This window comes from Pseudomonas sp. QLc11A (assembly GCF_052112305.1).
Taxonomy (GTDB): domain Bacteria; phylum Pseudomonadota; class Gammaproteobacteria; order Pseudomonadales; family Pseudomonadaceae; genus Aquipseudomonas; species Aquipseudomonas laurylsulfatiphila.
Genome location: NZ_JAVAJJ010000020.1, coordinates 46,384 through 64,182 on the forward strand (window position 1 = coordinate 46,384; position 17,799 = coordinate 64,182).

The 17,799-nt window shown below is 63.0% G+C and carries 15 protein-coding genes; 10 read left to right on the forward strand and 5 right to left on the reverse strand.

What is annotated here, in order from left to right:
* Positions 1-4: 4 nt before the first annotated feature.
* From Q8X48_RS24660 to Q8X48_RS24680, 5 genes are read left to right on the forward strand one after another with little or no spacing between them, the layout of a single operon-like run.
* On the forward strand, positions 5-946 hold the full coding sequence (locus Q8X48_RS24660) for an ABC transporter substrate-binding protein (RefSeq protein WP_407800107.1): 942 nt from the start codon (positions 5-7) through the stop codon (positions 944-946).
* A complete protein-coding gene (locus Q8X48_RS24665; RefSeq protein WP_407800108.1) occupies positions 946-1,935 on the forward strand; it encodes a FecCD family ABC transporter permease in 990 nt (329 codons plus the stop codon). The genes Q8X48_RS24660 and Q8X48_RS24665 overlap by 1 nt, the downstream gene beginning before the upstream one ends.
* Positions 1,928-2,959, forward strand: coding sequence for a FecCD family ABC transporter permease (locus Q8X48_RS24670; protein ID WP_407800109.1), 1,032 nt, complete (start codon positions 1,928-1,930; stop codon positions 2,957-2,959). Before Q8X48_RS24665 ends, Q8X48_RS24670 begins: the two co-directional genes overlap by 8 nt.
* A gap of 12 nt (positions 2,960-2,971) precedes the next feature.
* The gene (locus Q8X48_RS24675; RefSeq protein WP_015095875.1) at positions 2,972-3,763 is read left to right on the forward strand and encodes an ABC transporter ATP-binding protein; all 792 of its coding nucleotides are present in this window, start codon (positions 2,972-2,974) and stop codon (positions 3,761-3,763) included.
* Positions 3,760-4,542, forward strand: coding sequence for an IucA/IucC family C-terminal-domain containing protein (locus Q8X48_RS24680; protein ID WP_407800110.1), 783 nt, complete (start codon positions 3,760-3,762; stop codon positions 4,540-4,542). Before Q8X48_RS24675 ends, Q8X48_RS24680 begins: the two co-directional genes overlap by 4 nt.
* Before the next feature lie 75 nt (positions 4,543-4,617).
* Here Q8X48_RS24680 and aldA read toward each other — a convergent pair whose 3' ends face one another.
* Genes aldA through Q8X48_RS24700 form a run of 4 tightly spaced genes read right to left on the reverse strand, consistent with a single transcriptional unit; the run spans position 4,618 to position 9,399 of the window.
* Positions 4,618-6,051, reverse strand: a complete 1,434-nt coding sequence (aldA, locus tag Q8X48_RS24685) for an aldehyde dehydrogenase (protein ID WP_407800111.1) — start codon at positions 6,049-6,051, stop codon at positions 4,618-4,620.
* A gap of 19 nt (positions 6,052-6,070) precedes the next feature.
* Entirely contained in the window at positions 6,071-6,871 is an 801-nt protein-coding gene (locus Q8X48_RS24690; protein ID WP_407800112.1) for an aldolase/citrate lyase family protein, read from the reverse strand.
* Between the two features lie 14 nt (positions 6,872-6,885).
* Positions 6,886-8,070: an L-rhamnonate dehydratase gene (rhmD, locus tag Q8X48_RS24695; protein WP_008047298.1), complete on the reverse strand. Its 1,185-nt coding sequence runs from the start codon at positions 8,068-8,070 to the stop codon at positions 6,886-6,888.
* A 33-nt stretch (positions 8,071-8,103) separates the two neighbouring features.
* Positions 8,104-9,399 (reverse strand): MFS transporter, encoded by a 1,296-nt coding sequence (locus tag Q8X48_RS24700; RefSeq protein ID WP_407800113.1) that lies wholly within the window; start codon positions 9,397-9,399, stop codon positions 8,104-8,106.
* Positions 9,400-9,523: 124 nt separating this feature from the next.
* Here Q8X48_RS24700 and Q8X48_RS24705 point away from each other — a divergent pair, with 124 nt between their 5' ends.
* The 5 genes from Q8X48_RS24705 (at position 9,524) to Q8X48_RS24725 (ending at position 16,219) form a co-directional block, all read left to right on the forward strand.
* Complete coding sequence (locus tag Q8X48_RS24705; RefSeq protein WP_015095870.1) at positions 9,524-10,465, forward strand: LysR family transcriptional regulator; 942 nt, start codon at positions 9,524-9,526, stop codon at positions 10,463-10,465.
* 176 nt (positions 10,466-10,641) lie between these two features.
* The gene (locus tag Q8X48_RS24710) at positions 10,642-13,473 is read left to right on the forward strand and encodes a xanthine dehydrogenase family protein molybdopterin-binding subunit (protein WP_407800114.1); all 2,832 of its coding nucleotides are present in this window, start codon (positions 10,642-10,644) and stop codon (positions 13,471-13,473) included.
* Positions 13,466-14,005, forward strand: a complete 540-nt coding sequence (locus tag Q8X48_RS24715) for a (2Fe-2S)-binding protein (protein ID WP_007982256.1) — start codon at positions 13,466-13,468, stop codon at positions 14,003-14,005. Before Q8X48_RS24710 ends, Q8X48_RS24715 begins: the two co-directional genes overlap by 8 nt.
* A 2-nt stretch (positions 14,006-14,007) precedes the next feature.
* Positions 14,008-15,246 (forward strand): c-type cytochrome, encoded by a 1,239-nt coding sequence (locus tag Q8X48_RS24720; protein ID WP_407800115.1) that lies wholly within the window; start codon positions 14,008-14,010, stop codon positions 15,244-15,246.
* A gap of 1 nt (position 15,247) precedes the next feature.
* The gene (locus Q8X48_RS24725; RefSeq protein ID WP_407800116.1) at positions 15,248-16,219 is read left to right on the forward strand and encodes an XdhC family protein; all 972 of its coding nucleotides are present in this window, start codon (positions 15,248-15,250) and stop codon (positions 16,217-16,219) included.
* A gap of 117 nt (positions 16,220-16,336) precedes the next feature.
* Here the strand turns inward: Q8X48_RS24725 and Q8X48_RS24730 are convergent, their stop codons facing one another.
* Positions 16,337-17,620 carry an NAD(P)/FAD-dependent oxidoreductase gene (locus Q8X48_RS24730; RefSeq protein WP_407800117.1) on the reverse strand — a complete coding sequence of 428 codons (1,284 nt, stop codon included), beginning with the start codon at positions 17,618-17,620 and terminating at the stop codon, positions 16,337-16,339.
* Positions 17,621-17,799: the final 179 nt, after the last annotated feature.

Sequence of the window (17,799 nt, forward strand, 5' to 3'; positions counted from 1 at the left end):
AAGCATGCCCGGCCTGACTGACCCGCACAAGAAAGAACAACCCGACACGCCCTCCAGGCGCACGCTGTTGCGTCTGTCCCTGGGCCTGTTTGCACTCAGGTTTGCCCCGTCGGCGTGGGCCCGGACCCACACCGCGCCGCTGCGGGTGATCACCCTGTTTCAGGGGGCCACGGACAGTGCCGTGGCGTTGGGCATCACACCCTGCGGCATTGTCGATTCCTGGAGTGAAAAGCCCACCTATCGCTACCTGCGCTCGGCGCTGGAGCCGGTGCCCCATGTCGGGCTGGAAACCCAGCCCAGCCTTGAGGACATCGCGCTGCTCAAGCCGGACGTGATCATCGCCTCGCGCTTTCGCCATGAACGCATCGCGCCGTTGCTCAAGCAGATCGCCCCGGTGGTGATGCTCGAGGAAGTGTTCGAGTTCAAAAAGACCCTGGCGTTGATGGGGCTGGCCTTGCACCGCCAGCAGCGCGCCGACGAGGTGTTGGCCCGCTGGCAGTTGCGCACGGCACAACTGCGCGAGCAACTGCAGGAGAAGTTTGCCGGGCGCTGGCCGCCGACAGTGTCGATTCTGGATGTTCGTGAGGACCATATCCGCAGTTATCTGCCGGCCAGTTTTCCGGGTTCGGTGATCACCGAGCTGGGGTTTGGCTGGAGTGAGGCCAGTCGGGCGGCGAACGGGGTATCGATCAAACTCACCAGCAAGGAGAGTCTGGCGGTGGTCAATGCCGACATTTTCTTTGTCTTCTTGCGCGCGGAGAAACCGGCAGTGCAGCGAAACTATGAAAGCCTGGTGCAGCATCCGCTGTGGCAGCAAATGCGTGCGCCACAACAGGGGCAGGTGTGGCGGGTCGACGGAGTGGCCTGGAGCCTGTCGGGCGGGATGCTCGGGGCGAACCTGATGCTCGATGACGTTGCGCGGCTGGTCACGGCGGACCTGTCCTGATGAGCAATGGTTTGAAGTTGTGCTGTGCTGCCGTCGTGTTGCTGCTCAGCGGCGTGCTGAGCCTGGCGGTCGGAGCCACCTGGATTCCGCTGTCGCACATTGCCGCCGCGTTCGTGCATCCCGATCCGCTGAGCGTCAGTCACGTGCTGGTGACCACCACGCGCCTGTCGCGCACCTTGATGGCGATGGCCGTGGGCGCGAGCCTGGCCGTGGCGGGGGCCTTGATGCAGGCGCTGACGCGCAATCCGCTGGCGTCCCCCGGGTTGTTCGGGATCAACGCCGGCGCGACGTTTTTTATCATCCTGTGCTCCTCGCTGTTTTCCCTGTCATCCCCGGATGCCTGGCTGTGGAGCGCGTTCATCGGCGCGGCCGTAGCCGGCAGCCTGGTGTGGCTGATCGGCAACATGGGGCAGGGCAGTCTCAGCCCGCTGCGCATTGTGCTGGCGGGTGCGGCGATGGCCGCCTTGTTCTCTGCGTTCAGCCAGGCGTTGCTGGTGGTCAATCAGGATGGACTGGACACGGTGCTGTTCTGGCTGGCGGGCTCGTTGACCGAGCGCAGTCTGTCGGTCGCCGCGCCACTGCTGATCTGTGGCGTACTCGGGTTGTTCGGCGCGATGTTGCTGGCGGGGCAGGTCAACGTGCTTGACGCAGGCGAGGAGATCGCCACCGGCCTGGGTCAGCGCACCGGTTTGATCCGGATGCTGATGAGCGTGCTGGTGGTCTGTCTGGCGGGCAGTGCCGTGGCATTGGCCGGCAGCATCGGGTTTATCGGCCTGCTGGTGCCGCACATGGTGCGCAAGGGCCTGTCCATCAATCATCGCTGGTTGCTGCCGGGGTGTGCGCTACTTGGCGCCATTGTCCTGCTGCTGGCCGATACCTTGTCGCGGGTGTTGATCCTGCCGCAGGAGGTCCCGGTGGGCGTGATGACGGCACTGTTCGGCGCACCGTTTTTCATTCTGCTGGCCCGGCGTGGAGGTCGTTATGGATAAGGTCCTGACCTGGCGCCGTAGCGGCTTTTCCCGGCGGATCAATGTCGCCACGTTGTGGCGGTTGGCGGCGGCGTTGATGGTGACGGCGCTGATCATGCTCGGCTCACTGTCGCTGGGCAAAGTCATGCTGTCGCCGTTGGAGGTGCTGCGGATTCTGCTGTCGAGCCAGGACGCCAGCCTGACGTTCATCGTCGAGCAACTGCGCTTGCCGCGCATGCTCCTGGCGGCGTTGGTCGGTGCGGCGTTGTCGGTGTCGGGGCTGATTCTGCAAAGCATCATCCGCAACCCGCTGGCTTCACCTGACCTGCTGGGTATCACCAGTGGGGCCAGTGCGGCGGCCGTGCTGTATCTGGCGTTTTTCTCCGTGGCGCTGGGCCAACAGTTTCTGCCGCTGGCGGCGATGTCCGGTGCGGGGCTGGCGGCATTGGCGATCTATCTGCTGGCCTGGAAGCAGGGGGCCTCACCGCTGCGCCTGGTGTTGATAGGGGTCGGCATCAGCGCGATGTTGACCGCCGCGACCACCTTCATCCTGGTCTTCAGTCCGCTGACCACGACCCTGTCGGCTTATGTCTGGCTGACCGGCAGCGTGTACGGCGCCAGTTGGCCGGAACCGCTGGCGCTGGGGCGCTGGTTGTTGGGTATCTGCCCGCTGCTGGTGCTGCTGGCCCGGCAGGTGAGGGTGCAACAACTGGATGACGCTCTGGCCCAGGGCATTGGCGTTCGCGTGCAGTGGCTGCGCGCCGGTTTGTTGCTGGTGAGCGTGGCATTGGCTGGAGCTGCGATTGCCTGGGGCGGGGCGATCGCGTTTGTCGGGCTGATTGCGCCGCACATTGCCAAGCGCCTGGTAGCCCCGGGTTTTGGCGGCCAGGCGGTGATGGCGGCGTTGGTCGGGGCGAACCTCGTGGTGCTGGCCGACCTCGCCGGGCGTGTCCTGTTTTTGCCGCTGGATCTGCCGGCCGGGATTTTTGTCGCCGTGCTGGGCACACCCTTTTTTCTCTATTTGTTGATTAAACAGCGTCATTAAGGAATTCAACGCATGACGTCGATTGCAAGTCGCGGCCTGACCCTGAGTTACCAGCGCCAGGTCATTATTGACGCGCTGGACATGCAACTGCCCCAAGGCAAGATTTCGGTACTGATCGGCAGCAACGGCTGCGGCAAAAGTACCTTGCTCAAATCCTTCGCCCGACTGCTCAAACCGCAGCAGGGCTCGGTGATCCTCAACGGCGTGGATATCCAGCAAAAGTCCACGGCCGCGGTGGCCAGGGAGTTGGCCATTTTGCCTCAGACCCCCAGCGCGCCGGAGGGCATCACCGTGCGGCAGTTGGTGGCGTTGGGACGTTATCCGTATCAGAGCTGGATGCAGCAGTGGTCGGCAGAAGATGAGGCCATGGTCAACCGCGCGCTGACGCAAACCAGCCTCCAGGCCCTGGCGGACCGACCGGTGGACGCGTTGTCCGGCGGGCAGCGCCAGCGCGCGTGGATCGCCATGACCCTGGCCCAGGACACCGGCATCGTGCTGCTCGACGAACCCACCACGTTTCTCGACCTGGCGCACCAGATCGAAGTGCTGGACCTGCTGCGCGACCTCAACCGGCTCGAAAACAAGACCATCATCATGGTGCTGCACGACCTCAACCTGGCCTGTCGTTACGCCGACCACATGGTCGCGGTGCACAACCGGACGGCCTTTGCCCAAGGGCGGCCCGACGAGGTGTTGACCGAACCCCTGGTCAAAACCGTATTCGACCTCAATTGCCGGATCATTGCCGATCCGTTCTTCGGCACGCCGTTGTGCATTCCGTTTGGCCGGGAATTGCCGCAATGAGTCTGGCACGTCATTTCACCGCGTCGCAGTGGACGGTGTTGTCCGGCGGCTTGCGGCTCAAGGACGGCGACGAGCGCGACCCCTTGCGCTCGCTGATGGCCCGGGACTTGTTGCAGGAGGACGTGTGCGAGCAACTGCTGGACACCCTGGGCCCGGTGATCGGCTCGCCGACCCGGGCGATCACCGCCTCGCTGCTGGGCAAACGCTTGTCGTTTCTGGCGACTGGCGCCTGTCTGTATGCGCTGTCGGTGTATGACAAGGGGCTGTTGTTGACCCTCGACAACACGCTGATTGAATACGGCCACGATGAGGGGCAGTGGACGTCGTCGATGCCGCTGCATCACGGTCTGCCGCTGACCTATGGGGCCAATGAGCGCGAGGCCTGGCGGGAGGCCCTGATGCAGGGACTGTTCGCGGGACTGCTGCAACCGTTGTGGCACACCTTCAATCGTGTCACCGGTGTCTCCCGGCGCATCCTCTGGGAAAACACGGCCGTGCGCGTTTACTCGCTGTATGAAAAACGCATGGCTAAGATCGAAGACCCGTCAGTGCGCGAGCGCTGTGAAGCGGATTTCAATTGGCTGCTGACACAAGCCGAGCCTGCGTTGTTCGGTCTCGATTACAACCCGCTGAGCCATTTCCGCCGACCGCCGACGCTGGTGGACGATGGGCAACGCAGCATTCGCTTTCGCCGAACCTGTTGCTTTTACTACCTGGCCACCGAACCCGCTGAGTACTGTTCAACCTGCCCGTTGCTACGTCCGGGGAAATGCCGATGAGATGTGCATTCAGGGTGATGGGGCAGGCGCCTGAACGATGGCTCAGGCGCGTGCCCTTCACAGAAAGTGCCTGGCTCAGCCTTGCAAATACACCGCGTGGGTATGGGTGTATTCGTACAGCCCGTGCTTGCCATCCGCGCCGCCGATGCCGGACTTGCGCACACCGGCATGGAAACCTTGCATGGCTTCGAAGTTCTCGCGATTGACGTAGGTTTCGCCAAAATCCAGCTCGCGCATCGCCTGCAGGGTTTTGTTCAGGTCACGGGTGTAGATCGACGAAGTCAGGCCATAGTCGCAGTCGTTGGCCAGGGCGATGGCTTCGTCCAGGTCGTCGATTATCTGGATTGGCAGCACTGGCCCGAAAATCTCTTCGCGCATGATCTCCATGTCCGCGCGACAACCGGCTAAAACAGTGGGCTGGAAGTGGAAGCCATTGGGCAGGTCGGCCACTTGCCCGCCACTGATCAGGCTGGCGCCCTGGCTCAACGCGGTGCGGACTTTGCGGTTGACGCTGTCCAGCCCCTGGCGGTTGATCAGCGGGCCCATCTCTACGTCGGGCTGGGCAATCGGGTCGCCATAACGGGTCGCACTCATGGCCGCCGCGATGCGTTCGATGAACTGATCCGCCACCTTGCGCTCGACATAGACCCGCTCGGCACAATTGCACACCTGGCCGCTGTTGATGATCCGCGAATCGCGGATCGCCCTGACCGCCAGGTCGAGGTCTGCATCGGCCAGCACAAAGGCCGGCGCCTTACCGCCCAGTTCCAGGTTGAGTTTGGTGATGTTCGGCGCGGCGGCGGCCATGATTCGTGAGCCGGTGTCGACGCTGCCGGTGAAGCTGATCATGTCCACGCCCTTGTGCGCGCTCAGTGTCGCGCCGACTCGGCCGTCACCGCAGACCACGTTGAACACGCCGGGCGGCAGGTCGGTTTCGGCGACCAGCCGGGCAAACTCGAAGCAGTTGTTCGGGGTTTCTTCGCTGGGCTTGATGACGATGGTGTTGCCGGTCAGCAGGGCCGGGGCCATCTTGCGGGCGATCAGGAAGAAGGGGAAATTCCATGGCAGGATCCCGGCCACCACGCCCAAGGGTTTGCGCAGCAGGAGAATGTTTTCGTTCTGGCGGTCGCTGGTGATGATTTCGCCTTCGATACGTCGGGCCCATTCGGCCATGTAGTCGAGGTAGTCGGCGGTGAAATTGACTTCGACTTCTGCCAGCCCGCTGATCTTGCCTTGCTCCAGGGTGATGGTGCGCGCCAGGTGCGAGACGTTTTCCCGCAGCCTGGCGGCGATCCGGCGCAAGTAGCCGGCGCGGTCATTCGCCGGTTTGCGCGCCCAGTCTTTCTGCGCGGCACGGGCGGCGGCGAGGGCGCGGTCGACGTCCTCGGCGGTCGAGGCCGGGACTTTCGACAGCACGGCGCCGGTGGCCGGGTTGATCACATCGAGGTGGGCAGCGCTGGCCACGAACTGGCCATCGATGAAGTTTTCGTAAACAGGCACGGATGACATGGTGCGACTCCTTGGCAGATCAGTAAGTGCGTGACGGCGCTTGAGGGGCGGCAGGTTCGCGGTAGCGGGCGAGTGTGGCCATGGCGCCTTGGCGCAGCAGGCTGATGTCGATGGCCACTGCAATGAACTGGCAGCCCCAGCGCTGGTAGCGGCGGGCGTCTTCTTCGTTGGGGGCGAGAATCCCGCAGACCTTGCCGGCCGCCAATGTGGCGTTCACGGCGTGTTGAATCCGCTCCTGGACTTGCGGGTGGCCGGGGTTGCCGGCGTGACCCAGGCCGATCGACAAATCCGCCGGCCCGATAAACACCGCATCCACGCCCTCGACGGCGGCAATCGCAGCGACGTTTTCCACGCCGGTGCGCGATTCCACCTGGACGATCAGGCACAGTTGTTCGTGGGCGGTATTCAGGTAATCCGGCACAGCGTCCCAGCGCGTGGCCCGGGTCAGGCCGCCGCCGACCCCGCGAATGCCGTGGGGCGGGTAGCGCATGGCACGCACCAGCGCCTGTGCCTGTTCGGCGGTTTCGACCATCGGGATCATCAGCGTCTGCGCGCCGATATCCAGCAGTTGCTTGATCAGGTTGGCATCGCCGTTCACCGCGCGCACCACTGGCGCAGTCGAGTAAGGCGCCACGGCCTGCAACTGGGCGAGTACGCCGGGCACGGTGTTGGGCGCGTGTTCGCCATCGATCAGCATCCAGTCGTAACCGGTGGTGGCGACGATCTCGGCGGCGTAGCCGGTGGCGAACCCGGCCCAGATGCCGTACCGGGTTTCGCTGTTGTTCAGTGCGGCCTTGAACGCGTTGTGCGGCATGTTCATCACGAACTCCTTTCTCAGCGGTTATACGGCCGATGCAGTTGGCATTCCGGGTTGAGGGTCACGCCGAAACCAGGCTGGTCGAGCGCGGACAGGCGCATGCGGCCATTGACCGGCACCGGTTCGCCGAGCAATTGCGGGTGGAACATCGGCACCACTTCGTCAGCCTTCGGCGCCATCATCAGGAACTCGGCGAACGGGCTGTTATGGCGGGTGGCGACGAAGTGGTAGCTGTACACCGAAGAGCCGTGAGGGATGACCAGCGCGTTGTGGGCGTCGGCCAGGGCCGAGATCTTCACCAGTTCAGTGATCCCGCCGCACCAGCCGACATCCGGCTGGATGATGTCGCAGCAGCCCATCTCCAGCAGCATGCGGAAGCCCCAGCGCGTGGCTTCATGTTCGCCGGTGGTCACCAGCATGCCCTTGGGCACGTTGTTGCGCAGGGCGGCGTAGCCCCAGTAATCGTCCGGCGGCAGGGCCTCTTCGATCCATTTCAAGCCATGTTCGTGGGCGCCGACCGCCAGTCTGGTGGCGTAGTTGAGGTCCAGGCTCATCCAGCAATCGAGCATCAGCCAGAAGTCCGGGCCGACACGCTCGCGCATGGTCGCCAGTTCTTCGAGGTTCTTGCGCAGGCCTTCTTCGCCTTCGGCCGGGCCGTGGTGCAGCGGCATCTTGCCGCCGATGAAGCCCATTTTCTGCGCCAGGTCCGGGCGGGCGCCGGTGGCGTAGAACTGCAATTCGTCGCGCACCGCACCGCCGAGCAACTGGTGCACGGGCTCCTGGCGGATCTTGCCGAGCAAGTCCCACAGCGCCAGGTCGACGCCGGAGATCGTGTTGATGACGATGCCCTTGCGCCCGTAATACAGAGTCGACTGGTACATCTGGTCCCAGATTTTTTCGATGTCGGTGACCCGGGCGCCTTCAAGGAAGCGCGCCAGGTGCTTCTCGACAATGTAGGCGGCCGGCTCGCCGCCAGTGGTCACGGCAAAACCGACGGTGCCGTCGCTGGCCTCGATCTCCACCACCAGGGTGCCGAGTACGTTGATGCCGAAGGTGCGGCGGCTCTGGCGGTACTCGGGGTATTTGCTCATCGGCGTGGCAATGTGATCGTCGATCCAGTGGCCGTCGGCCTGGTCGTGATAATCCGCGCCGCCGCCTCGCAGGGTGAAAGCGCGGACGTGTTTGATGGTTGGAATGCCCATGGTGTGATTCCTTTTGTTAAACGGCGGTCAGGTTTAAACGGTGGCCGGTTTGTTCGAGGCTTCATGGCCGGGCGCGCGTACGCCCAGCACCAGCAACGCGGCGATGACGGTGGTAACGGCCAGCACGTACAAGCCTGCTGCCGGTGAATGGAAAGCGCCCTCGGCCCAGTTCTTCAGGATGGGGGCGATGAAGCCGCCGAGGGCGCCGAACGAGTTGATCAGGGCGATCCCGGCCGCGGCGGCGCTGCCGGCGAGGTAGCTGGAGGGGAAGGTCCAGAACACCGGTTGCACGGCGATGAAGCCAGAGGCGGCAAAACACAGGGCGATGATCCCCAGCAGCGGGTTGCTGAAGGTCACCGAGCAGGCGATCCCGGCGGCGGCCATCAGCAAGGTCAGGCACGCGGTGCGGCGGCGTTCGCCGGTGCGGTCACTGTAGCCGGGGATCAGGTAGGCGGCGATCAAGGCGCAAATCCATGGAATCGCCGTGACCAGGCCGACCATCAGCCCGACCTTGGTCCCCAGCAGTCCGCCGACCTGGCTTGGCAGGTAAAACACCACGCCGTAGACGCTGGCCTGGATCAACAGGTAGATCAGGCACAGGTACAGCACCGAGGGTTGGCAAATGACGTTGAGCAGGCTGCGGCCGTGGTTCTGTTTATGGCTGTCTTCCTGATCGAGCAGGCTTTGTACTTGCTGGCGTTCCTCGACGGTCAGCCACTTGGCGTCGGCCGGTCGGTTGTCCAGGTACCAGTAGGCCCAGATGCCCACCGCCGTCGCCATCAGGCCTTCAACGGCAAACAACCACTGCCAGCCGTGGAAGCCGGCGAAGCCGTCCAGTTCCAGCAGCAGGCCGGACAACGGGCTGCCGAAGATGAACGCCAGCGGCGCACCGAAATAGAAGAAACCCATGGCCTTGCCACGCACGGCGCTGGGGAACCAGTAGGTGAGGTAGAGGATCACCCCGGGGAAGAAGCCGGCTTCGGCCACGCCCAGCAGGAAGCGCAGGATGTAGAAGCTGGTTTCTGTGTGGGCGAAGACCATGGCGGCGGAGACCAGGCCCCAGGTAACCATGATCCGGCACATCCACAGGCGGGCGCCGACGCGGTGCAGGATCAGGTTGCTCGGCACTTCAAGCAACGCGTAGCCCACGAAGAACACCCCGGCGCCGAAGGCGAAGGCGGCATCGCTGATGTTGGTATCGGCTTGGAAGGCTTGCTTGGCGAACCCGACGTTGGCGCGGTCGAGGAAGGCCATGATGTACATCAGCAGGAGAAACGGGAGTAGCCGCCAGGAAATTTTGGCGAGCAGAGGCGCGGGTAGAGTCTTCATCGCAGTTTTCCTTTGGTAGGGCATTTGTTCTTATGGGGAAGACTGTACGGCCGCTGATCGATGCGTTACAAATCGAATCTAGCTCACAACTGATACCTTCAGGGTATTGATAAAAAGGCCCGCCATGACCACACCGATCATCTCCCGCAGCCTGCTCAATCGCCTGCGCTACAAGCATCTGCACATGCTGGTGACGCTCAGCTCCAGCCAGAACCTGCACCGCGCTTCGCAAAGCCTGAACATGTCGCAACCGGCGGCAACCCGCATGCTCCATGAGATTGAAGACATGTTCGGCTGCGATCTGTTCGAGCGCCTGCCGCGGGGGATGCGCCCGACAGCGCTGGGCCAGGAACTGATTCGCTTTGCCGAGTCGGCCATCAGTGGTCTGGACCGTTGCGCCGAGGACCTGATGGCGCGGCAGCAGGGCGGCTACGGCTATCTGTCGATCGGTACCATCATGGGCGCGGCGCCAGGCCTGGTCATGGATTCGATTGCCGAGATCAAGGCGCTCAATCCGCAGCTGCGGATTCGCATCATGGGCGACACCAGCGACCAGGTGATCCAGTTGCTGGAACAGGGCCGCATCGACCTCGCCATCGCCCGGCGCAATGCCGCCACCGACAGTGAGCACTACGTCTTCGAGCAGTTGGGTAACGAACGCTTGCTGGTGGTGGTGCACGCCGGCCACCCGCTGGCCCGGCGCAAAAAACTGGACATGGCGGAGCTTGTCAGCGGTTGGCCGTGGATCCTGCAACCGGAAACCAGTCCGGCGCGCATCGGCCTGGATCAAGCGTTGCAGCGCCTGGCGCTGCCGTTGCCGGCGGACATCATCGAATGCAGCTCGGTGTATTCGATGCAGCAGCTGATTCAGCTGACCGACGCGATCATGGTCCTGTCGGAAACCGCATTGCGCGACTATCTTAAAATGGGCCTGGTGGTGGCATTGCCGGTGGAACTGGATGTGCAGATGGCGCCATTCGGGTTGTTGTTGCGCAAGGGCGAGCACATCAGCCGGGAGTTGGGGTTGTTCATCGAACTGCTGCGTCGAAAAGTCGCGGTTTTTTGATTCCTTGGTCAGTTTTTAGTTTTCCGCGAAGGCATAAGCCTATAAACTTAACCTTTCGGTCAGCTTTGCACTGTCAACAACAGCCCTTTGCATCGTCGAAAAGGGCTTCTGCAAGACTCGAGATTTCCAGTACATAACCAGAAGGGCGGACCCCATAACCGCCCAGAGGATGATCCATGTCCAACCGTGAAATATCCCGGCGCTCGTTCCTCCAGGGCGGGCTGGTAGCGGGTGTGAGTGTGACGCTCACGCCATTGAGCAGCCAGGCGCTGGCCGCCTTGATGGAAAACAGCGTGACCGTGCCGTCCGAGCAGTGGCTCGGCAACAATGGCCAGGCGCGCGCCCGTAACGATGCCTTGTCCAAGGTCTGCGGCAGCAAGGTCTTTGCCCGCGACATCCGCGCCAAGGACATGCCGGGCTGGCCGCAGCAACAAGGCCATGCCATGCTGCTGAAAACCATCAAGGCCGACCACATTTTTGCAGGCATCGACCTGTCGTGGCTGGGTGCCGAGTTGCAGCCGGACCGCATCGTCACCGCCGAAGACCTGGTCAAGGACGGTATCGTGTTCCCTGAGGAGCACGCCCCGGATCCACTGTTGCCGGCCGGCAAGGTGCCGATGTTCATCGGTCACCCGGTGGCGATCCTGATCTGGAACGACTTCGAGCGTTTCCGTCAGGCCAAGAACCAGCTCAAGTTCAATGACAAGGCCATCCGCTACGGCGAAAAAGTGCCGTTCTACGAAGGCGATCCATACGGCAGCTTCCGCTATGTGCGCGTCGGCGGTGCGACCTCGGCCGACGAAGACGAATTCGCCAGCCTCAAGGATTCGATCCTGTTCCCGATGCTGAAAAACCGTCGTCCGGTGTGGAACTCCCAGCCGAACCTGCACGGCAACCTGACCGAGCGCGGGTTGTTCTACGCCGAGCGCATGAAGCAGCAGATCGATACGCCGCCGGACAACTGGCTGGTGTTCGACGAGCGCTACAAGACCCCGTCGATCGAACCGGCCGCCCTGGAGCCGGACAACGGTAACGGCTGGTACGACCCGGCCACCAAGACCTTGCATTTCATTGTTGCCACCCAGTGCCCGCTGGAAACCGCGACCGAGACCGCGAAGATGATTGCGCCGTCGCGTTTCGGCATGGCCCACCTGAACATGCACCCCGGTTACACCGTCGGTTACGGCTCCAAAGACCACAACATTTTCGTCTACTACGCAGCGCTGGCCGCGTTGTACGGCGCCGGTGTGCCGGTGCGTCTGGCCAACGACCGCTACGAGCAGTTCCAGAGCGGCATCAAGCGTCACCCGTTCGACATTCGCTACCAGTTGGCGGTGGACAAGAACGACCACAGCTTCAAGATCTTCCGCGCTGAAATGAGCGTCGACGGTGGCGGGCGAATCAACTACAGCCCGTCGGTGGCGGCGGTGGGCGCCACGGCCGCGCAATCGATCTATTACATGCCGCAGAACGACCTGCAGGTCACGGCTTACCATTCCCGTGCGGTAGAAGCCGGGTCGATGCGTGGCTACGGCACCCTGCAGAGCATGGCGTCGACCGAAATGATGGTCGACGAAATCGCCGATCGCCTGGGTATCGATGCCATTGAACTGCGCCGCAAGAACGCGCTGCGCTCGGGCATGAAAAACACCCAGGGCGCGATCCCGGCCGGTGCCCTGCGCCTGCACGAGATTCTCGACAAGGCGGCGGTCCACGAAGTCTGGAAAAACCGCGACGCGATCAAGAAACAACGCGAAGCCGCCGATCCGGACAACTGGTACGGGGTGGGTTTCGCCATCTGCCAGAAAGACTTCGGCACCGGTTCCGAAGCGCCGATGGCCAGTATTGAATTCACCGCCGAAGGTCGCATCAGCCTGCGCCACATCGGTATCGAGATCGGCACCGGCATGTCGACCTCGCAGGCCATGGTCGTGGCCGATTTCCTCGGTATCCCGGCGCACGAAGTGAAGACCGGTGAAACCGAATGGAATGAGTTGCAGCTGATCAGCAGCGGCAACCCGTACATCATGAGCCAGGCCGAACAGGATAATGTCCTGCGCAACCCGCGTTGGGTCGGCAAGGTGGCTTCGGCATCGTCGGCCACCAACTCGGCGTACTACTTCAGCCACGCCACCCGTGAAGCGGCGCGCGTGCTGTTCAACCACGGCCTGTGGCCGGCGGCGCTGGAGATCTGGCGTCAAGGCCCTTACGGCGGTCAGGCCAACCCTTATGTGGTGCGCCGCGAAGACGCCCATTGGGTCGATGGCAAGCTCACCGCCAACGGCATGGAACCATTGCCGTTCGCCATGCTGGCCAAGCGTGTTCACGAGCGCGGCCTGGTGAGCGGCGCCACGGTGCACGGTTTCAACCGCTGGAGCTGGGCCGAGGCCGAATTCAGCATCGACGGCGTGCGTGAGCGCTTGCCGCTCGATGGCCTGGCCGTGAAGTATGGCGACGGTGCACCGAAAGCGAAGAAGGCGCAGATGAACAGCGCCGGTTTCCATTTGCTGGACCGGCAGAACATCGCCTACCCGGCAACCCAGTTGAACAACGCGGCGGTGACGTACTACAGCCCGGTGGCGACGCTGGTGGAAGTGAAGGTCAACAAGGGTTCGAACGAAGTGTCGGTACTCAACCATCACTCGTGGGTCGAGTGCGGTCGCGTGCTGGTGCCGGAGCTGGTCAAGGGCCAGCTCGAAGGCGGCATCGCCATGGGCATCGGCCATGCGCTGATGGAAGAAATGCCGCTGTACGAAGGCGGGCCAGGGGAGGGTGACTGGAACTTCAACCGTTACCGCCTGCCAATGGCGCGGCACGTTGCGGTGTGGAAGCAGACGGCGGAGATCCTGCCGCCACTCTCGCCAAGCGACCCGTCCAAGGGCATCGCCGAAGTGGTGATGATTCCTGTGGTGGGTGCCATCGGCAATGCCGTGGCCCATGCCATCGGTAAACGTGTCCGCGACCTGCCTATCACTTCTGCACGCATCAAGGAGGCCCTCAATGGCTAACCGTCCGCTTCAACTGACCCTCAACGGTCAATCCGTCGGCCCGGTGGACATCCCTGATGACCTGCCGATGATCGACTACCTGCACGAATACAAGAACCTCACCGGTTCGCGCCTGGGCTGCGGCCAGGGCATCTGCCACGCCTGCGTGGTGATCGTCGACAACCCCGACGGCACCAGCGAAGAAGTGCGCACCTGCATCACCGGTGCGCACTATTTCGAAGGCAAGAAAGTTCGGACCATCGAAGGCCATGCGACCCGCGACGAGCAGGGCAAGGTCACCGAGCTGAACCCGATCCAGCAGCGCTTTGTCGACGAATTCGCCTTCCAGTGCAGCTACTGCGCGCCGGGCTTCGTGAATGCCGCGACCGTGCTGGTGGAAAAGCTGCAGCGTCAGCCGATCGTCAAAAGCCAGCTGGAAAAAGTCATCGAGGACAGCCTCGGTCATCACATCTGCCGTTGCACCGGGTACGTGCGCTACTACAGCGCCACCCGCAACGTGCTGACCGATCTCGGCCTGGTCAAGGAGGGTTAAGCATGAAGTCACTATTGTCCCGCCTGACGCTGGCGGTCGGCCTGGCTGCGCCTGTGTTGCTGGCCCACGCCGATGAGGCGCAGGTCAAGCAAGGCGCGTACCTTGCCCGCGCCGCCGATTGCATGGCCTGCCACACCGCGCCGGGTGGTGCACCCTATGCGGGCGGCCTGCCGATCGTGTCGCCGTTCGGCACGATCTACGGCACCAACATCACCCCGAGTAAAGAGCACGGCATCGGCCTGTACAGCGATGACGAGTTCTTCGCCGCGCTGACCGAAGGCAAGCGCCGCGATGGCGCGAACCTGTATCCGGCGATGCCGTACACCTCGTATCACCTGATGCCGCGCGCCGATTCCGATGCGATTCATGCCTACCTGAAAACCGTCGAGCCGATCGAGCGCGCCGCCCCGGTCACCCGCCTGAGCTTTCCGTTCAACGTGCGCCTGGGCCTGATGGGCTGGAACATGATGTACGGCAAGGATGTGAAGCTGGAGTCTGCCGAAGGCAAAAGCGAAGCCTGGAAGCGCGGCCAGTACATGGTCGACGTGCTCGGCCACTGTGGCGAGTGCCACACCCCGCGCGGCTTGCCTGGCGCGATGCAGCAAGACAAGCGCATGACCGGCGGCATTCTCAATGGTTATCTGGCGCCAAGCCTGCTGGCCACTGACCTGGCGGCCCGTGGCTGGAATCATCAGGACCTGAGCTCGTTCCTCAAGCACGGCATGAGCGCCCAGGGCACGATGTTCAACGAGATGTTCCCGGTGTTCCACAACAGCACCCAGGGCCTCAGCGATCCGGATCTGGCGGCGATGGCGACCTTCCTGCTCGGCGATCAGCCACCGGCGGCGAAAGTGCTCACCGAAGTGCCGTTGGACAAACTGAGCCCGAGTGCCCAGCGTGGCCGTCAGGAATATTTGAACGTCTGCGCCGGTTGCCATGCGCCGGGCGGCGAGGGCAAGCCGCACATCGCCGTCGCCATGCGCGGCAACACCACGCTGCGCCTGGAAGATCCGCGCAACCTGCTGCGGGTGATCGACGACGGTATCGGTGAGCAGAAGTTCTCCGGGTTCGAGCGCATGCAGCCGATGCCGGGCTTCGCCGAGAAGTTGAGCGACGGGCAACTCACGGATCTGCTGAACTACCTGCGTCAGGGTTGGGGCGGTCAGCCCAATGACCTGGCGCTGAACGACGTGCAGAAGTTGCGGGCCGATGCGCCGCCGCTCGAGCACAAGGCGCACTGATATGCAGCATCTCGATCTGCAAGTGGTGCGCCGGGCGCTGGAGTGGTCGACGGCCGGTCAGCGCATCTGGCTGTGCACGGTGCTGGCCACTTACGGCTCGGCACCGCGCGCACCGGGTTCGCTGCTGGCGGTGAACACTGACGGGCACTGGATTGGCTCGCTGTCCGGTGGTTGTGTCGAGGAGGATTTTCTCGAGCGAGTCGCCGAGGGCGCGTTTCTGCAGCCGGTCAGCGTCGTTCGTTACGGCGAAGGCGACGACCCACGCTCGCGCGTCAGCCTGCCCTGTGGCGGGGTGCTGGATGTGCTGGTCGAGAAGCTTGATGCCGAATGTGACGTGCAGGCGCATTTGCGCGAGCTGGAGTCGGCGCTGTTGGGCCGACGTCGATTGATCCGTGAAGTCGATCTGCAAAGCGGTGCGCGCAGCCTGTTCGATGATCGTGAGCAGGGTGTGCGTATCGAGCGTGAAATCGATCGCGTGCGTGTGCGTGTCGGCGCGGCCCAGCGTCTGCTGCTGGCCGGCTATTCCAGTGTGGCTCAGGCCTGCGCGGAATTTGCCGTGGGCCTGGGGTTCGAGGTGATTCTGTGCGATCCGCGGGACGAAGTGCTGGAAGGCGTCGTGCTGGACAACGTGGAGATTCGCCGCCAACTGCCGTCGGTGTTCATCGCCGACGGCGGCTGCCACAGCGACACGGCGGTGGTGGCATTGACCCACGACCCGCGTATCGATGACCTGGCGATGATGGAGGCGGTTCGCACCGAGGCGTTCTATATCGGTGTGATGGGCTCCCTGCAGACCTCACAGAAGCGCTTCGAGCGTTTGCGGCGTATTGGGGGCTTGGGCGATGCCGAACTGGCGCGGATTCATGCGCCGATCGGCTTGAACCTGGGCAGCAAGACGCCAGCCGAGATTGCCCTGGCGGTACTGGCGGACATCCTGCGGATTCGCAGCGGTATCCCACGAGATCGTCTCTAACCCCCAAAACCTGTGGGAGCGAGCTTGCTCGCGATGAGGTCGTAACATCCAACACATCCGTTGGCTGCCAGACCGATATCGCGAGCAGGCTCGCTCCTACAATGTATTGCGTGTCGCTTAGTACCCGAATTTATCCCGCAATCCGTAATACCACGCACCCAATGCCGCAAACGGCGTACGCAGCAACTGTCCGCCAGGGAACGGGTAGTGGGGCAGGTCGGCAAACGCGTCAAAACGCTCGGCCTGGCCGCGCAACGCTTCGGCCAGCACCTTGCCCGCCAGGTGCGTGTAGGTCACGCCATGGCCGCTGCAGCCCTGGGAGTAGTAGATGTTGTCGCCCAGGCGTCCGACCTGAGGCAGGCGCGACAGGGTCAGCAAGAAGTTACCGGTCCACGCGTAATCGATCTTCACGTCCTTGAGCTGCGGGAAGGCCTTGAGCATCTTCGGTCGAATGATCGCTTCGATGTTCGCCGGATCCCGCGCGCCGTACACCACGCCGCCGCCGAAAATCAGGCGCTTGTCACCGCTGAGGCGGTAATAGTCGAGCAAGTAATTGCAGTCTTCGACACAGTAGTCCTGAGGCAGCAGGGTCCTGGCCAGTTCTTCGCCCAAGGGCTCGGTGGTAATCACCTGCGTGCCGCAAGGCATCGACTTGGCCGCCAGTTCCGGCACCAGATTACCCAGATAAGCGTTGCCGGCGACTATGATGAATTTGGCCCGGACCTTACCCTGTGGCGTGTGCACCACCGGATTCGCACCGCGCTCGATACGCACAGCCGGCGACTGCTCGTAGATCGTCCCGCCCAGGGACTCGACCGCCGCCGCTTCACCCAGCGCCAGGTTGAGCGGATGAATGTGGCCGCCACTCATGTCCAGCATCCCGCCGACGTACTGATCACACGCTACCACTTCGCGGATGCGGCGCTGATCCATCAGCTCGAGCTGGGTGTGGCCGAATCGCTCCCACAGGCGCTTCTGCGACTCCAGATGACCCATCTGCTTGGCGGTCATCGCGGCGAACACACCACCGTCCTTCAGATCGCACTGGATGTTGTACCTGGCGACCCGCTCACGAATGATCCGGCCACCTTCAAACGCCATCTGCCCCAGCAACTGAGCCTGCTTGGGACCGACCGTGCGCTCGATGACATCGATGTCGCGGCTATAGCTGTTGACGATCTGCCCGCCATTACGCCCGGACGCCCCGAAACCCACCTTGGCGGCCTCAAGCACCGTGACCTTGAAACCGTTCTCCAGCAGAAACAGGGCAGAGGACATCCCCGTGTAACCGGCGCCAATCACACAGACATCGGTCTCGACGTCATCCTGCAACGCCGGGCGCGGCGGAACCGCATTGGCCGATGCGGCGTAATAGGACTCTGGGTAGGGAGTGTTAGCCATTCGGCAGCCTCTGTTTAATATATTTTACGAGTGCGTTGATCCTACCCGAGTTGAAAATCGCCCGCCAGCCACCCGGAAAATCTTCTTTGTACCGGCAAAATTAAATATTTTGCATATTCATAGGGTTAGCGCGAAAAAAGGTGTTGACACCCCTCCGGAATTCCGTAGAATGCCGCCTC

Coding starts and splice junctions, on each gene's coding strand:
- Q8X48_RS24660 (WP_407800107.1), top strand. CDS start 5: ATGCCCGGCCTGACTGACCCGCACAAGAAAGAACAACCCGACACGCCC.
- Q8X48_RS24665 (WP_407800108.1), top strand. CDS start 946: ATGAGCAATGGTTTGAAGTTGTGCTGTGCTGCCGTCGTGTTGCTGCTC.
- Q8X48_RS24670 (WP_407800109.1), top strand. CDS start 1,928: ATGGATAAGGTCCTGACCTGGCGCCGTAGCGGCTTTTCCCGGCGGATC.
- Q8X48_RS24675 (WP_015095875.1), top strand. CDS start 2,972: ATGACGTCGATTGCAAGTCGCGGCCTGACCCTGAGTTACCAGCGCCAG.
- Q8X48_RS24680 (WP_407800110.1), top strand. CDS start 3,760: ATGAGTCTGGCACGTCATTTCACCGCGTCGCAGTGGACGGTGTTGTCC.
- aldA (WP_407800111.1), bottom strand. CDS start 6,051: ATGTCATCCGTGCCTGTTTACGAAAACTTCATCGATGGCCAGTTCGTG.
- Q8X48_RS24690 (WP_407800112.1), bottom strand. CDS start 6,871: ATGAACATGCCGCACAACGCGTTCAAGGCCGCACTGAACAACAGCGAA.
- rhmD (WP_008047298.1), bottom strand. CDS start 8,070: ATGGGCATTCCAACCATCAAACACGTCCGCGCTTTCACCCTGCGAGGC.
- Q8X48_RS24700 (WP_407800113.1), bottom strand. CDS start 9,399: ATGAAGACTCTACCCGCGCCTCTGCTCGCCAAAATTTCCTGGCGGCTA.
- Q8X48_RS24705 (WP_015095870.1), top strand. CDS start 9,524: ATGACCACACCGATCATCTCCCGCAGCCTGCTCAATCGCCTGCGCTAC.
- Q8X48_RS24710 (WP_407800114.1), top strand. CDS start 10,642: ATGTCCAACCGTGAAATATCCCGGCGCTCGTTCCTCCAGGGCGGGCTG.
- Q8X48_RS24715 (WP_007982256.1), top strand. CDS start 13,466: ATGGCTAACCGTCCGCTTCAACTGACCCTCAACGGTCAATCCGTCGGC.
- Q8X48_RS24720 (WP_407800115.1), top strand. CDS start 14,008: ATGAAGTCACTATTGTCCCGCCTGACGCTGGCGGTCGGCCTGGCTGCG.
- Q8X48_RS24725 (WP_407800116.1), top strand. CDS start 15,248: ATGCAGCATCTCGATCTGCAAGTGGTGCGCCGGGCGCTGGAGTGGTCG.
- Q8X48_RS24730 (WP_407800117.1), bottom strand. CDS start 17,620: ATGGCTAACACTCCCTACCCAGAGTCCTATTACGCCGCATCGGCCAAT.